Origin of the sequence: Nostoc sp. DedVER02 (genome assembly GCF_034530675.2) — a bacterium.
Classification (GTDB): Bacteria; Cyanobacteriota; Cyanobacteriia; order Cyanobacteriales; family Nostocaceae; genus Nostoc.
The window spans coordinates 442,116-458,151 of record NZ_JAVRCP020000001.1 but is presented as its reverse complement, the minus strand read 5'-3'; the positions used below and the strand labels follow the sequence as shown (position 1 = coordinate 458,151).

Genomic DNA, 16,036 nt, shown 5'->3' with positions numbered 1-16,036 from the left:
AAGTAAACTCGCTCACAGCAATTACGAAGTTTGGCAGTTCAAAGTTAGAGGCTTCTCAAGAAAGTAATACACTATTAAAATTAGGATGAAGTGTGTAAAAAAAGGTTGAGAAGTATGACGCCTTCTTTAGCAAATTTTCTTTGGAGTCTGTTATGGGGTACTGCAATTGTTGTAATACCCGCTACAGTTGGTCTAATTTTCATTAGCCAAAAAGATAAAATTCAGCGTTCATAATGCTTATGAGAGTTAATTTAACTCTCATAACCGATTGTCTGTCAGCTATCTACATTTATTTCACCAAAAGCAGCGAAAACTGCGGCTGGTGGAAGTTGTAGATGACAGACATAGTGTTTTTACTTTTCGGCAAACAGCTTCAGAGCTTCTTTGTTAGAGGCTTTGAAGCTTCAATATTTATCGTGCCTAATTACAGTAGTGATTTTAATTGTGACTCGTTAACATAGATTTGATATTGGGAAAACAGCAATGATAAATTTTGGGCTGAACTCAGCCAGTTTTCTGGCTCAGGTAAATTTTGGGGCAAATTCAGCCAGTATTCTAGGAATTTTCCTGGCTGTGGCTGGGGCAGCACTGTATTTTCTCCGCACTGTGCGTCCAGAATTGTCACGAGATCAAGATATCTTTTTTGCGGCAGTTGGTTTGCTCTGCGGCTTCATTCTCGTGTTTCAAGGATGGCGGTTAGACCCAATTCTCCAATTTGGTCAACTGCTTTTAGTTGGCACAACTGTATTTTTTGCAGTTGAAAGTATTCGTCTGCGGAGTATAGCTACCCAGCAAGCAAAGCGTAACACTCCAATTGTGGATGATGAGCGAGAGGTAAGCAGAAACTATGAGTACAAGAATCGCAGAAACTATCAAGCTGAAATTGAAGACTTAGATCCATTGCCTTATGAAGACGAGGAGGAACGTCCCGTGCGTGCCCGGATTAGGGGTAGCAGGGATGAAATTTCCACTCGTGATAATTATTATGAGGAGCAACCCCCCCGTCGTTCTGAACGCCGCAACAGCAGCAGTAGCGAAAGACAGGCTCCAGCAGATAGAACGCGGCGGCGGACTTCTGGCCGTCCTGTGAATCGCCCTTCTGAAACCTCTGAAGATGAAAATTGGGGTTCTTCGTCTAGGCAAGTTGATGATTGGGAAAGTTCGGACGGGGAAGTTAGAAGACCTTCTCGCCGTAATAACAATGGCTCTCAACGTCCAGAAACCAGGGAAGATGATGTTGCTCCTAGACCAAGAAGGCGTCGTCCACCCACTGACTCGACTTCTCGAAGACCGCGCGAAGATGATGAGGCGATTCCAACTGATTATGTACCATACAACCCGATTGAAAAGCCAAATCAGGGGTCAGATAATTCGACCGATTTTGATGACGATGTTTAAAACAGTTGGCGTGGAAGTAGGTTTAAAGGCGACGGAAAACAGTTGAGGTGGAAAAATTTACGCCTACATTTTGGCTCCAAAGACCAATTCATTGGAGCCTGGTTTTTGGTTTAACGGGTTTGCTTGCATCTTGTAGTTATAACGATATTCCCATAGGGCCTACTTCTCTCAACAGTCGCTACACCGAGGAGCAACCTGCTTTGAGTGGAAATGGGCGCTTTTTAGCGTTTGTATCTAATCGGAATGGTAATCAGCAGCTACTGGTTTTCGATTTGGAGAGGCAACTCTTTATTAGCACACCTGGTATAAACCGAGCAGAGACAATTGCCGAAAGTCCTAGCTTGAGCTACACCGGGCGTTATATCGCTTATCTTACTAGCGACCAAGGTAGAGCAGTAGTGGCGCTTTACGATCGCGCTACGCAACAGTCGCAAATCGTCACACCAACTTATCGCGGCTGGATCAGAAAACCAAATATTAGCCCAGATGGACGTTACATTGTCTTTGAAACCGCTAGCCGTGGTCAGTGGGATATTGAAGTCCTAGACCGGGGGCCAAATATTGAGTTAGATATCCCTAATGGTGCAACCGTAGGATCACCACCTTAGAAGGCAGGGAGCAGGGAGCAGGGGGAGCAGGGGAAGACGAGGGAGAAGAATTAATAACCTATGCCCAATTCTCAATTCCCAATGCCCAATTCCCAATTTTCAATTCCCAATTCCCAATTCCCAATATATGAAACGTGTTTTTTTTATACCTGTATTTTTCTGCTTAAGTTTATTAACTGGGTGTTTTGGCTACCCTCGTATTTTGAGTTATCCCTTTGATCCGGGGGGTCGGAGTCTCAATAGTTTAGCGTCAGAATTAAACCCCCAAATTTCTGGGAGATACATTGTTTTTATTACTGACCGACGCGGTAGCCAAGATGTTTATATGTTTGATACGGTGACTCGTGATTTAGTTGATTTACCAGGTTTAAATTCCTTTGATGCGATCGCAAATCATCCTAGCGTTTCACAAGATGGTCGTTATATTGTGTTTGCGGCTAGCCGCCAGGGGCGATCGGCTATTTTTCTTTATGACCGAGAAACACGCCAATCACGAAACTTGACTAATAACCTCCAAGCTGAAGTCCGCAACCCTACAATTAGCGCTGATGGTAGTAGGATTGCTTTTGAATCCAGTAACAACGGGCAATGGGATGTTTTAGTATATGACCGGAATGGACAGCCGTTGAATATACCTCAAGAACCGCGTTGAAGAATGGGGATTGGGAATTGGGACTGGGGAATGGGGCCTGGGGACTGGGGAAGAATTCTTTTAATCACAATCCCTAATACCTAATCCCCAATCCCTAATACTCAATCCCTAATCCCTAGTCCCCAGTCCCTCTTCTTTCTGCACAGATTCAATGAGCGATCGCACTTGTTCTGTCCCTTCTGAAGGTTCAAATGATAGGGGAAACTTACCCCTGATAATCATCCGCAAACCGAGGGGTGCAAGACTGAGTAATCCTCTTAAATCCCGAAAATAATTACCGACTACTTGTAAACCAAATTGACGTTCATCAATCCAACCACCTTCTTTAACTAGATCCACCAATACTCTTCGATGACGAATTGAGCGACTATCGCTGACTTCTTTATGGGTAAGAATTTCTTGTTTAACTTTAGTGATTTGTTCTAATGGTGCAACTTCCATTGGACAAACTGAATCGCAGTACAAACAACGGGTGCAACCCCATACGCCTTTAGTACCTTCGTTGTAGCTTGCTAAACGATTGTCGGTGTCGCTATCGCGGGAGTCTGCTACCATCCGGTAAGCTTTGGCTAGGGCATGGGGGCCAACAAAGTCTGGGTTAACTTCACGGGCGTTGCATTCAGAATAACAAGCACCGCACATAATACAGTTACCAGTTTGATCGAGACGCGATCGCTCTTGTGGTGTTTGCAAAAATTCTCTTTCTGGTATTTGTCGTGCTGCTGTACTCACATAAGGAGCAACTGCCTCTAAATTATTCCAAAAACTGCTCATATCCACAACCAAATCTTTAATCACGGGCATATTGCCAAGAGGTGCGATCGTGATTTCAGGGATGGCATTTACTTTACTTTGGGATGATGGTATTTCTTGTAATCTAGCAAGTTCACTGCCAACATTTTCCTTGCAAGCTAAAGCCGAACGCCCATTAATTCGCATCGCACAGCTACCACAAATGGTATTACGGCAATTTTTGCGAAATGCCAACGTTCCATCTTGCTCCCACTTAATATGATTGAGGCAATCCAAGATTGTATTACCTGGTTCTGCCTCTACAAGATAAGTTTGCACAATAGGGGAGGAATCTTGTTGTTGTCGAATGACCTTAAAAATAACTTCCATGACTACTAACCAAAATTTTAAAATTGCTTCACCAGCCTTAACAATCATGACTCAAGGCTGGTAGTTGCGAAAAGTGAGCTATACTTTTTTTGCCCTCAATTCAAAACCTGGTGTTAATAGGCTGACGATTAAAGGCAACTGATTCTAGTTTAAGGATAACCATTAAAATTTTAGTTTTAGCAGTGTTGTAGGCAAAATTTGTGTCAAATTCTGAGATAAAACGCCAAAAATGTAATTGTAGCTTGACATTAAATTTAGCCGTTTGAGAATGTAAAGGAAAGGGGCTTTACTTAGAAAGGGACTCAGGTTGATCTTTGGACTAGCGATCGTATCCGAATTAAATGGTTTTCTAGTTAGCAACACGTCTTCATATCAACTTGAGTCAAGGAGTCCTTGCTGGAAAATTCTCCCTTTACTCCCGCTTAACGGAATTTTTTGATTATATAGAAGTGTAAAAGCAGATATTCAATATATAGTAGTCGCAATTAAGCGTTAGGTGTATGTTAAGAGATTTATTCTTCCCATAGACAGACGTACAAACTCCTCTGACCGCTTTTGAGCTTACGGTAATCAACCGATGAAAAATCATCACCACTTTCAAATAAAAGTCTCCTGTATCGGATAATCCTGGATAGGCAAGACTTTGAGATTTTTGTCTCCTCTCAATCCAGAAAATCTTGGATTTAACTCATTAGTCAAAACTGCTCATATAAATTAGATAAATTTTTATAATGCAATAAAGGGTTAGGAAAATCGTTACGACTTTTTGCAACCTTTAAGTCCAGAAATTTAAATAAAAATTTACCAGCAATTTTAATTCAAAATTAAACAACTATTTTGCTATTATTAGTCCATGCTAGTATTTAATATAAAATTACGAACTCACAAAACCAGAATCAATAGCCGTATCAGCGCGGCTACTACTGCTTTGTTGATTCGTAATGTAGAGACAAGATAATTCGCGTCTCTACTGGCAGAACAAAAGGGCATAAGCCTGTAGGACTCTATTGAAATACTATGCTGTCCTAAGCTTGAGAGGATGAGTAGAGAAAACTCTACCTGCTCATTAGCAGAAGGGCAAGTGCTGAAAGTGAAAAACCTGCAATTTATTGAGTCTACGACTTATTTGGAGTAGAACCAATCCCATTTGTAAAGGTGGCTGAAAGTTACACCGCTACAGTAGCGCCAAAAGAGAAAATAATTTTATTTCTGATGGCGAATAATGGTTAAAAGTGCCGTGAAATCAGCAAAATTAATTTCTTTGGCAACTATAACCTCTAATTGGTTGTGGACAACCATAATATGAAGTGCTTTTGTCTCCTATTGGCAGTTATTCACCCGTTACACTAGAGTCCTAAGTAGCTTTATGCATAAGCTAAAAAGCCAAATGCCAGCATAAGACTACATCGTTTATCAGCTTGGAGAGAGTAAGGAAAATTTGAGCATAATGACTGAAACTGCAACCGCGCCATTAACCGGAAAAGCACTACTTGCTAAAGTAAAAGAACTTTCCACTTTACCACGCCGAGAAAGAGCTAAACAGTGCGGCTATTACACTGTTACTAAGAATAACCAGGTTCGTGTCAATCTCACTGATTTTTATGACGCTTTGCTATCGGCTAGAGGAATTCCTCTAAGTCCAGAAGCACCTAAAGATGGTCGTGGTCGTGAACCGACATACCGGGTTAGCGTCCATCAAAATGGTCAAATTGTAATTGGTGCTACATATACCAAAGCAATGGGCTTAAAGTCTGGAGATGAGTTTGAAATCAGGCTGGGATACAAGCATATTCACTTGATTCAACTTGGTGAAAGTGATAAAAAACTAATCTCACCAGATATAGACTCTGACGAATCAGACGAAGATTTGGAAGACGAAGAATAAATTTGCTGATGGTAGGGATAAGTTTCAGATGATGATAACTTGTCCTTACACTGGCAGCAAACTGGTAAATCTATTGAGAAAAATTTTTCCAAGATAAAAAATACGATTAGACCCCTTGCAAAATTCACCAAATTTAGTAGATTCTTGATTAATCGGCAAGAAATCTATATTGCAAGAAGTCTATCGTGTTTTTTTTGGTAACTTTTTTTGAACCTTCGGTCAATGCATTACTAAAATTTATGCAAAATGCACCAGCACTAGTTATAGTGATGGCATTTTTCATTTTCTGGATAGTTTGCTGGTTGCCAGTAGCAACAGTATCAGCGATATTGCTCAATTGGCAACCCCCTAAACCTTTGCAGCCAGAGCAAAAGATGCCATTATTGGTGTCACTTTACTTATTAGCTCCCCTGATTCTGTGGGGAGTTAGTTGGCTTACCAATAAATCTTTTTCAGATTACGGCTTTGCTAGCAATATTTCAACTCTTAGTTCTTTAGCGCTAGGTTTTGGTTTGGGAGTGGTAAGCCTAGCGATTATATTTAGTGGGCAATTCGTGTTAGGTTGGTGTTCTTTTGAAAAGACGAATTTCAAGTTACTACTACCCATCTTGCTACCGATTTTCTTGATAGCGTTGTTAGTCGGTGGGATAGAAGAGTTAGTTTTTCGGGGTTTCCTATTCACTGAATTAGCGCAGGATTATCCAGTTTGGGTAGCAGCAGCAATTTCTAGCTTGATTTTTGCCTTGCTGCATCTAGTTTGGGAGCAACGTGAAACCGCACCCCAGATCCCTGGATTGTGGCTAATGGGAATGGTGCTGGTGTTGGCACGTTTTGCCGATCGCAATAATTTGGGTTTAGCTTGGGGATTACACGCGGGATGGGTATGGGCGATCGCAACCCTAGACACAGCAGAATTAATTACTTACACAGGTAAAGCCTCTGACTGGTTCACAGGTAAGAATAAAAAACCCCTAGCTGGGTTGGCGGGAATTATTTGTGTACTGGGAACTGGAATAAGTATCTGGCTTTTATCTAAGTATTTTTAATTTCGTGACTCGATACAATTCTTTTTATACTAGTAAGCAATAAACCACAACTAAATTTTTTGTTGATACTTGTTTCCTCCTGCCTTTTTGTAAAAATAGGGCGGGCGAAATGCCCACCCTAAAAGAGATGATTAATTTTTGTGCGCTGGATATATCGTCCACTAGAGATTCGTTACCTAATTCCTAATACTTAACTTCCAAAACTAGGTATTAAACGCTTGAGGGCACGACTGGCAATGTCGCTATAGCGCAGTTCTGCACACACAATCTTACCCATAATTTTGGCACCGGAGGGATGCTTAACACCAACTTTGTACCCAAGGCCAGGAAAGCGATAGAATGCTCCAGCTAATTGTTGTGCCCAGGCCATCTCAGTACCACATTCTTCATTAATAGCTTCACTATATTTTTCTAAAGCGTTGATGTCACCCGAAAGGGAATCATTAATGGCTCCTGCTGCCATTAAACCGCTAAAAATTGAAGGACGAATGCCTTCTGCTGTCATGGGATAAACTACACAAGCAGCTTCACCAGCCAAAACTGCATTTTGGGTATGTAACTTTTGTTTTCCATTCCACAAGCAAAGGGGATAACCATGTTGCTTGCTAGTTTTAATATCTAGATTAAACGATCGCGCGTACTCATCTAAAATCTTCTTAAAATCCTGCGGTTCGCCACGGACAAATGTACCGACACCAATGGAATAACCATCCGCCTTCGGAAAGTTCCAAGCGTAGCCATTTTTCACCAAGCCCAACTCAACGTGAATTGTGGATTTGTCTTTTACAGTTGCAGGAACTTCTGCTTCCAAAGCTGCTGCTAAAAGACGTTTACGTTCTTTGAAGCCTAACCATTTTGCCATTGGCCCTTTAGCACCATCAGCCGCGATTAAGTAGCGACCTGTAATTGACCCATTGACTGTATTAACTTGCCAATAGTCACTTTTAAATTCAATACCAGTAACTTCAGATTTATCACGTAGTTCAGCCCCTTGCTTCTGTGCTTGCTGCACTAGGAAATGGTCAAAAATATCTCGTCTTACCATCCAGACTGGTTCTTCTGTGGCAATTTTTGCTTCCACGGGATCGCCCAATTTCCAGGTAAAGCGAAAGGAGTCAGCTTTTACAGAAATTGCTGGACTAAAATCAAAGTCAAACCATTGAGCGATCGCTGGGGATACACCACCACCACAAGGTTTATATCTTGGCAGGGCTTCTTTTTCTAACACTAATACTGAGCGACCCTGCTTGGCCAAATGATATGCAGCTGTTCCACCAGCTGGGCCAGCGCCGACGATGATGCAATCGTACATAAGGCTGAATCTTTGTTCCTGAATTAGTTAATTTTCTGTTGAGTAGGGGCAATTTATCATAATTCGTAATTCGTAATTCGTAATTCGTAATTAAATATGGGTTGATAGCCCCATTTTTATAAACGTCTTGGGTGTTAATCGCGGTTTACATCTCCGTCACAAAACATAACTACGAATTACAAATTGTTTAAGAATTGCCTCGATTTTAATTATTCACGCCCACTTACATACTTGATTAATTTTTGTTAGATACTCAAGAAATGATAAAGGCTGAAGAATTTCAGTATCATTCTTCAGCCTTTATGCTTCAGACTTTAGACTTTAAACAGTCGTAATGTCTTTTTCTTTTTCTGCCAAGAGCGCGTCTATTTTGGCAGTATACTCATTTGTGAGTTTTTGCAAGTCGTCTTGATGATCTTTTGATTCATCTTTGGAGATTTCAGAGGCTTTTTCCTGCTTGCGAATCGAGTCTATGGCATCGCGGCGGATGTTGCGAATAGCAACACGACCTTCTTCAGCATACTTGGTAGCCATTTTGACAAATTCTTTTCGGCGATCGCTTGTCAAAGGCGGAATATTCAGCCGAATTACAGAACCATCGTTGCTAGGGGTTAAACCCACATCTGAGAGAGAAATCGCCTTTTCAACTATGTTTAGGGTGTTGCGCTCGTAGGGCTGAATCAAAATTGTCGAGGCATCTGGCGTACTAATATTTGCCAGTGATTTCAAGGGTGTAGGCGAACCATAGTAGTCAACTAATACCTTATCTAATAAACTCGAATTGGCGCGGCCAGTGCGAATCGTGTTAAAAGCTCGTTGAGTTGACTCAACAGAACTTTGCATTTTACTTTTAGCGTCAGCTAATATCTCAGCTAATATCACAAGAACCTCCCACAAGGGTACCGATGGATTCTCCCAAGACTGCTCGGTGGATGTTGCCTCGCACCGTTAGGTCAAATACCAGAATTGGGATATTATTTTCTTTACACAAAGCGATCGCAGTACTATCCATCACCCGCAAATCTTTGGCTAAAACGTGCGCGTAGGTAAGGCTATTGTAACGCTTGGCGTTAGGATAAATCTGAGGATCGGCATCATATACTCCGTCTACTTTGGTGGCTTTAAAAATCACCTCAGCGTCAATTTCTGCTGCTCTTAGTGCCGCAGTGGTATCTGTAGTAAAGAAGGGATTTCCAGAACCAGCCCCAAAAATAACCACCCGCCCTTTTTCAAGATGACGGATGGCACGACGACGAATATATGGTTCTGCTAATTCTTGCATAGCGATCGCAGTTTGCACCCGCGTCTGTACCCCTATGTGTTCTAGCGAATCTTGCAACGTCATGGCGTTCATTACCGTGGCAATCATCCCTATGTAGTCAGCGGTTGCCCTGTCCATCCCCGCCGACGCTGCTTTAACGCCACGAAAAATATTGCCGCCGCCAACAACTATGGCGATTTGAGTGCCAGTGGCTATCACCTCTGCTAATTCTTGTGCTATTCCTTTGACCACTTCTGGATCAATGCCATAGCCCATGTTGCCCATTAAGGCTTCACCGCTCAGTTTGAGTAAAACCCGTCGGTAATTCGTTCCCATGAAGTTACGCTTTATCAAAAAAGTTGCAATTGCCTCCAATTTAAGATAGCAGTTACAGGGACTATCTATGTCTAGTTACGCCAAATCAATGTAGTACCGACTGGTTCTGTTTGTGGTACATCTATTGTCTGACCAAGAAATAGAGAGGCGATCGCATTTCTCAAATATTCTTCTCCCACTGCTGATGCATCTTGGGGATGATTGTCAATTTTGCCTTTGTAGCGGACTATACCATTAGCATCTATTAAAAAAGCCATTGGTGTTTTTGTCGCCCCAAAACTCTGGGTTACATCTTGCGTCGAATCCCACAGGTAAGGAAAGTTCAAATCGTGGCGCTGGGCAAAAGCTTTCATATTTTCAAAGCTTGACCTAGTTTCACGATTACCATCACTACCATTCATCCCAATTAGTGTAAAGCCTTTGGGGGCAAATTCGGCTTGAATGTTTTTTAACCTGTTGATGTACCACTCTACATAAGGACAGTGGTTACATAAGGAAATAACGCCAACTGCTCGGAACTTCTCAAGATAACGCCTGAGATGGTGTACTTGATCGTCAATTCCTGGCAGTTCAAAATCGGGTGCATAGCTCCCGATGGGAGTATTGATTGTTTCTAGTATATTCATGTTGTCTGGCTCGCAGAACTAGGAACAAGAAAAGTATTGTTAAATTCAGCGTCAGTTTCCAGTTGCAAACCACCCCTTAGCCGATGCCTCATATTCTGACAATGTTATAGACTCTCATTAGCGATCGTAAATTGTGAAACTACTGAATCTAGCACTGATGCTAATTCACTCACATTTAAATAAATCGCAAAATATTACTCACATTAAAGAAGTTATGATTCTTAATGCTGACATAATCTAAATTGTGAGTGAATTGCCTCTATCAAAAAGACGAAAACTCTCTATGCTAGATAAAAATCTCACCTAGAAACTTTCGTGATGTAATGTCTAAGTTATCACTAGAATAAAGGATTTTCTTTAAAAATCTGATAAATTTTATTCAAATTCAAAACAATTTTACTTGCTCCTTGCTATTGAAAGGCTTTTACTCTTGTATTCATCAAATTTATTATGACAACCTCAAGTTCAAAAACAGCCTTTACCTCTACAGAAACCTGGATTTGGCAAGATTTCTCTATTTGCTATCAAACCCAAGGAACTACTGGGCCAGCTGTTGTCCTGGTGCATGGATTTGGCGCTTCTTGGTGGCATTGGCACAAAAATATTCCTGTATTAGCACAACATTGTCGGGTTTATGCTATTGATTTGATTGGTTTTGGCGGTTCCGCAAAACCTCAACCTGGTGAAAAAATTGCCTACACTCTAGAAACCTGGGGACAACAAGTAGCAGATTTTTGCCGGGAAGTAGTGGGTGAACCTGCTTTTTTAATTGGCAATTCGATTGGCTGTATTGTAGCCATGCAAGCAGCAGTTGGCAACCCAGATATTGTCTTAGGAGTTGCTTTGCTCAACTGTTCTTTACGGCTGTTGCACGATCGCAAACGGGTAACTTTACCTTTATCTCGTCGTTACGGAGCGCCTCTACTGCAACGCCTGTTGTCTATCAAACCAGTTGGCGATTTCTTTTTCAATCAACTCGCCAAACCGAAAACAGTACGGAAAATTTTATTACAAGCTTATGCTAATGCTGAGATGGTGACAGATGAGTTGGTAGATATTCTCATGTCACCAGCAAGCGATCCGGGGGCTGGGGCTGTGTTTCTTGCTTTTACTTCTTATTCTACAGGGCCATTACCAGAAGACCTTTTACCATTGTTACCATGTCCGGCAATTATCTTGTGGGGAACAGCCGATCCGTGGGAACCAATTAAATTAGGGAGAGAATTAGCTAACTTTCCCCAAGTAGAAAAGTTTATTCCTTTAGAGGGAGTTGGGCATTGTCCGCAGGATGAAGCGCCGGAGTTAGTCAACCCAATTTTACTCGATTGGATTTTGGAGCGATCGCGGTAATAGAGCAATATAGTTCAGATAAGCCAAAAACACTTGTAGAGACAGCGATTTATCGCGTCTCAAAAACTTTGTGGTTCGTTCCTCATCTGATTTGGAGCATCTTTATACAGAAGGTTCTTCAGTACATAGTATGCTTAACTAATAGTTCAAATGCCAATTTAACAAGCATCTAATTCGGAAATTCTCAAAGTTTCTAAATCCATAACCGGAACGATTAATTAGCTTAAGTTTGTTATTAATGCCTTCCACAACACCACTAGTTGTCCCATTATCAAAGTAATTTTTATTTATTAAGCTTCGGAGCTAACAATTTAGCATAACAAGTGCTGAAGAACCACTTTTCTTTAATGATTTATAGCAAGGGACTGGCGACTGAGTGAAAAGTCTTTTTGTGTCTAAGTTTCATCATCTATTGATGTCCTAACCACCAAGGCTTATGCTATAACCCTAGTACAGCACGGTGGAAATAATTCACCCTTATGAAATGTTTAAAACCCTTACACAATGGTAATTAAAAATTACGAATTACGAATTACGAATTACGCAAAGCAATACTAGCGTGAAGCCCTAGAAGTTACCGATCTTTGCAAATTAGCTAAAGCGCGATTGTAATCCAAAATAGCTGTGACTCGATTACCTTCTGCTCTTGTCAGGTCATTTTCAGCAGCAATCACTTCTGTTTGAGTACCCACACCTGCTTGAAACCTCAACCTTGCTAAATTCAGAGCTTCCCTAGCTTGATTTAAAGCCACGCTAGAAGTCTGCACATTATTTAAATTGGATTGCAATTGAGAATAGTACTGTTCTACATCAAAGCGAATTAGGTCACGCTGGCTACCAAATTGAGACTCTGCGATCGCAATATTAGCTCTTGACTGAGCCGCCCTTGCTCTTGCTGCTCCTCCATCAAACAAACTTAGAGTTCCTTGGAGTCCGGCTGAATAGCCATCAGTAACGCTGACACCATCATCATAGCGATCTAGCAGGTTATAGCTACCTACCAAACTAATTTGCGGCCCTAGCTGTGAAAGTGCCTGGCGACGCTGTTGCTCGTAAATATTTCGTTGTGCTAATTGCTGTTGCAATTCTGGACGATTTTGAAACGCTCGGACAATACTTTCTTCTAGCGTCTGCGGCCAAAGCCCTGCCAACTGTACAGGATCTGCGGCAGTAATATCAACTGACTCTGACAAACTTAACGTGGTGGCAAGTTGACGACGGGCAATTTGCTGCTGAGAGATAGCATTAGTCAGTTCTTGTTGAGCGTTTGCTAAATTCACCTGAGCTTGCAGCACATCGAACCGTGTACCCACTCCAGCCTGTTCTCTCGCTTGAGTGTCCCGCAAACTAGCCTGGGCATTTGCCACAGCAGCCCGATTAATTCTTACTTGTTCATCTGCTTGTTGCAAATCGTAATATTGAGTCGTAGCATTCAAACTAATTGTCGAAGACTGAGTTTCAACATTCAATTGATCTACACGTAGTTGTTCTTCAGCTGCTTGGATTGTCGCTTGGCGATTACCCGAGTTATAGAGGTCGTAATTCAGTTGTGCTGAACCAGTATAAGATGTGCTGGCTTGAGATCGACTGCGAGCAAAACCATTGCCACTATTAGTTATATTACTGTTAATACCAAGAGTAGGAAACAAGGCAGCTTGAGACTCGCGTAGTGCTGAACGACTACGTTCTAGCTGTAAAATGGCTACCTGTAAGTCTCGATTGTTGCGTCGTGCTAGTTCCAAAACTTGTGTCAAAGTTACTGGCACAGTTCCCTGAATCCTTACTTCCTCCGGTTTGGTAGGAAATTGCAGAGGATTGGGATTAGGGTTGAGGTAATCAGGAACTTGTACAGTGCTTGAGGTATTTTGCGGTTTTGGGGGAGTTGCTGCACTTGCGAAAGTTGGGAAAACAATAGCCAACGTGACGCTAACCCAGGTAGAATGCACGAGTAATAACCTAAAATTCATAATCTAGCCGTAGTCATTAATTAGGTTTTTTTGAGGTTGCAATCAAAAGTTTTCATCTTGATTGACCTACAGAGATTTCAATTTTAAATTCTCCTTCTAAGGGTTGATATTAACAAATTAGCCGACAATCAAGCCATCTTGAACCCGAATAATCCTTTTGGTTTGAGCAGCGATATCTGGTTCATGAGTGACAATCACAATTGTGATTCCTTGGTCATTAAGTTCTGTTAGCAAATTCATCACCTCACCAGAAGTTTCAGTATCTAAAGCTCCTGTTGGCTCATCTGCCAAAACTAATGCAGGTCGGTTGACCAAAGCTCGAGCGATCGCTACTCGTTGTTGTTGTCCCCCAGAAAGTTGACTAGGACGGTTAGATATGCGTGTCTGTAATCCCACTTTTTCCAGAGCTTCTAATGCCCTTTCACGACGTTTTGGTTTGGGTAAGTTAGCATAAACCATTGGTAACATAACATTTTCCAGCGCTGTTGCCCGCGCCAATAGGTTAAATTGTTGGAACACAAAACCTATCCTTTGGTTGCGGATATACGCTAACTCATCATCATCAAAAGTCGTCAGATTTCTCCCTTCAAAAATATAGTCTCCAGTTGTCGGACGATCCAGACATCCTAAAATATTCATCAGCGTGGATTTTCCAGAACCTGACGCACCCATAATCGAGACATATTCCCCCTCCTCAATGGAAAGTTCAATTCCCTTAAGAATCGGAACACTAACTTCTCCTAAATAGTAAGTTTTAGTAATAGATTCCATCCAAATCATCGTTGGCATATTAATTACGAATTACGAATTACCTAGTCGCTTCTTAAAGCATTAATTGGATCTAATTTAGATGCGTTCCGTGCTGGAATCACTCCAGCAACTAAGCCAACGCTCAATGAGAGTACAAATCCAGCAATAATGGACAAGAAAGAAATTACAAAGGGAAATTTGAAAACGCTTGAAGCAGTAAAGGCTAATAAAACCCCAGTCGCCATCCCAATACCTCCACCGACAATGGAAATCACGATCGCTTCAGCTAAAAATTGATTTAGGATTGCGGAATTGGTGGCTCCTACGGCTTTGCGAATCCCGATTTCTCGCGTCCGCTCAACCACGGAAACTAGCATAATATTCGCAATCCCAATTCCACCGACGACTAATGATATTCCAGCGATCGCTACCACCATGACTGTAAATAAGCCCACAATACTAGTGAAGGTACTCACAATATCAGCTTGATTAGTCAACCGAAAATCATCAGCTTGCGGCGGATAAATGTTATGACGCAGCCGTAAAAGATTGGTAACTTGAAACTGAGCAGCTTCTAACTGCTCCTGATTAGCGCCTTTAACTAAAATTCCATTTACAGAAACACCTACTAGGGCGTTGTTCCCAACTAGTCTCTTGGACATACTAGTTAGAGGAATGAAAACCTGGTCATCTCGATCCATCGGCCCCTGAGAACCTTTAGGTTCCATCACCCCAATCACTTCATAAGCCTCTCCCTGAATGCGAATTTTCTCGCCAAGCGGATTTACACCCTGTCCAAAGAGTGTTTTTTGAACTGTAGGGCCAAGAATAGCTACCTGTGCAGCAATATCTAGTTCTTCCTGAGTAAAATATCTCCCTTGCTGGGGATGAGTATTTCTGACTTCTGGGTAGTTCAAATCTGTGCCATAAATGGTTGTTGAGGTGTTCTGTCCTGCATATACAACTTGAGCGCTGCGTTGAAGATAAGCAGAAACCATCTGTGCTGATGGGGCTTGTGTAGCGATCGCCTTTGCATCTTCCCAAGTCAAGGTACTGCTAGAACCTACTCCTTGACGGACATTTCCGCTTCTTGCAGCACCCGCCAAGATTTGGATCACATCTGTACCCAATGCTTGTATCTGTTGCTCAACCCCCTTTTGGACTCCCTGACCGACAGAAGTAATGGCAATGACTGAAGAAATCCCAATAATCACGCCCAACATAGTTAAACCTGTGCGTAATTTGTTACTCCACAGAGTCTCTGCTGCCATTGTCAAGATTTCCAGCAACGGTACTGTGCGAGTATTCTTCTTAGCTTTGTAAAAGCCCTTAAATATCTTAAACATAAGGTTTTATTTAAAACTCATTTCTTCCTTCTCTTCCTTTGTGTCCTACCCTGCGGGAAGCCGCTCCGCGTCTTTGCGGTTCGTTAAAAAATTGAACCTTTTTACTCGACAGTTGAACCTTTTTACTCGACAGTTGAGCCTTTTTACTCGGCAGTTGAGCCTTTTTGCTCGGCAGTTGAGCCTTTTTACTCGGCAGTTGAGCCTTTCTACTCGACAGTTGAGCCTTTCTACTCGGCAGTTGAGCCTTTCTACTCGACAGTTGAGCCTTTTTACTCGACAGTTGAGCCTTTTTGCTCGACAGTTGAGCCTTTTTGCTCGACAGTTGAGCCTTTTTGCTCGACAGTTGAGCCTTTTTACTCCCCTTTCTGTTCCATCCC

Annotated in this window: 15 protein-coding genes and 1 pseudogene; 7 read left to right on the top strand and 9 right to left on the bottom strand. The window is 41.9% G+C overall.

What is annotated here, in order from left to right; all coding sequences use genetic code 11:
• Positions 1–114 precede the first annotated feature (114 nt).
• The 4 genes from psbX to RMZ41_RS01965 all read left to right on the top strand — a co-directional run bounded on the left by psbX (position 115) and on the right by RMZ41_RS01965 (position 2,658).
• On the top strand, positions 115–234 hold the full coding sequence (gene psbX / locus RMZ41_RS01980) for a photosystem II reaction center X protein (protein WP_174709687.1): 120 nt from the start codon (positions 115–117) through the stop codon (positions 232–234).
• Positions 235–483: 249 nt separating this feature from the next.
• Positions 484–1,398: a Ycf66 family protein gene (locus RMZ41_RS01975; protein ID WP_322645098.1), complete on the top strand. Its 915-nt coding sequence runs from the start codon at positions 484–486 to the stop codon at positions 1,396–1,398.
• 47 nt (positions 1,399–1,445) lie between these two features.
• Entirely contained in the window at positions 1,446–2,006 is a 561-nt protein-coding gene (locus RMZ41_RS01970; RefSeq protein WP_322645099.1) for a hypothetical protein, read from the top strand.
• 127 nt (positions 2,007–2,133) lie between these two features.
• A complete protein-coding gene (locus tag RMZ41_RS01965) occupies positions 2,134–2,658 on the top strand; it encodes a Tol biopolymer transporter periplasmic protein (protein ID WP_322645100.1) in 525 nt (174 codons plus the stop codon).
• Positions 2,659–2,766: 108 nt separating this feature from the next.
• On the opposite strand, the gene RMZ41_RS01960 is transcribed toward RMZ41_RS01965, so the two are convergent.
• Positions 2,767–3,780 (bottom strand): succinate dehydrogenase/fumarate reductase iron-sulfur subunit, encoded by a 1,014-nt coding sequence (locus RMZ41_RS01960; RefSeq protein ID WP_322645125.1) that lies wholly within the window; start codon positions 3,778–3,780, stop codon positions 2,767–2,769.
• Positions 3,781–5,227: 1,447 nt separating this feature from the next.
• Here RMZ41_RS01960 and RMZ41_RS01955 point away from each other — a divergent pair.
• Together RMZ41_RS01955 and RMZ41_RS01950 are read left to right on the top strand one after the other, a co-directional pair.
• Positions 5,228–5,665 carry an AbrB family transcriptional regulator gene (locus RMZ41_RS01955; protein ID WP_322645101.1) on the top strand — a complete coding sequence of 146 codons (438 nt, stop codon included), beginning with the start codon at positions 5,228–5,230 and terminating at the stop codon, positions 5,663–5,665.
• A gap of 239 nt (positions 5,666–5,904) precedes the next feature.
• Positions 5,905–6,711 carry a type II CAAX endopeptidase family protein gene (locus tag RMZ41_RS01950; RefSeq protein WP_322645102.1) on the top strand — a complete coding sequence of 269 codons (807 nt, stop codon included), beginning with the start codon at positions 5,905–5,907 and terminating at the stop codon, positions 6,709–6,711.
• 190 nt (positions 6,712–6,901) lie between these two features.
• Here the strand turns inward: RMZ41_RS01950 and RMZ41_RS01945 are convergent, their stop codons facing one another.
• The 4 genes from RMZ41_RS01945 to RMZ41_RS01930 form a co-directional block, all read right to left on the bottom strand.
• Entirely contained in the window at positions 6,902–8,023 is a 1,122-nt protein-coding gene (locus tag RMZ41_RS01945; protein ID WP_322645103.1) for a geranylgeranyl reductase family protein, read from the bottom strand.
• A gap of 321 nt (positions 8,024–8,344) precedes the next feature.
• The gene (gene frr / locus RMZ41_RS01940) at positions 8,345–8,866 is read right to left on the bottom strand and encodes a ribosome recycling factor (protein ID WP_322645104.1); all 522 of its coding nucleotides are present in this window, start codon (positions 8,864–8,866) and stop codon (positions 8,345–8,347) included.
• A gap of 25 nt (positions 8,867–8,891) precedes the next feature.
• Positions 8,892–9,620: a UMP kinase gene (gene pyrH, locus RMZ41_RS01935; RefSeq protein ID WP_322645105.1), complete on the bottom strand. Its 729-nt coding sequence runs from the start codon at positions 9,618–9,620 to the stop codon at positions 8,892–8,894.
• Positions 9,621–9,691: 71 nt separating this feature from the next.
• The gene (locus RMZ41_RS01930; RefSeq protein ID WP_322645106.1) at positions 9,692–10,246 is read right to left on the bottom strand and encodes a thioredoxin family protein; all 555 of its coding nucleotides are present in this window, start codon (positions 10,244–10,246) and stop codon (positions 9,692–9,694) included.
• A 450-nt stretch (positions 10,247–10,696) separates the two neighbouring features.
• Between RMZ41_RS01930 and RMZ41_RS01925 the strand changes: the two genes are divergently transcribed.
• Positions 10,697–11,596 carry an alpha/beta fold hydrolase gene (locus RMZ41_RS01925; protein WP_322645107.1) on the top strand — a complete coding sequence of 300 codons (900 nt, stop codon included), beginning with the start codon at positions 10,697–10,699 and terminating at the stop codon, positions 11,594–11,596.
• A gap of 138 nt (positions 11,597–11,734) precedes the next feature.
• On the opposite strand, the pseudogene RMZ41_RS01920 reads toward RMZ41_RS01925, so the two are convergent.
• The 4 genes and pseudogenes from RMZ41_RS01920 to RMZ41_RS01905 all read right to left on the bottom strand — a co-directional run.
• Positions 11,735–11,875 (bottom strand): annotated as a pseudogene (locus RMZ41_RS01920) (transposase); the annotation flags it as partial.
• Between the two features lie 275 nt (positions 11,876–12,150).
• Positions 12,151–13,563, bottom strand: coding sequence for a TolC family protein (locus tag RMZ41_RS01915; protein WP_322645108.1), 1,413 nt, complete (start codon positions 13,561–13,563; stop codon positions 12,151–12,153).
• 117 nt (positions 13,564–13,680) lie between these two features.
• Positions 13,681–14,352, bottom strand: coding sequence for an ABC transporter ATP-binding protein (locus RMZ41_RS01910; RefSeq protein ID WP_322645109.1), 672 nt, complete (start codon positions 14,350–14,352; stop codon positions 13,681–13,683).
• A 23-nt stretch (positions 14,353–14,375) separates the two neighbouring features.
• Positions 14,376–15,659 carry an ABC transporter permease gene (locus RMZ41_RS01905; RefSeq protein WP_409874695.1) on the bottom strand — a complete coding sequence of 428 codons (1,284 nt, stop codon included), beginning with the start codon at positions 15,657–15,659 and terminating at the stop codon, positions 14,376–14,378.
• Positions 15,660–16,036: the final 377 nt, after the last annotated feature.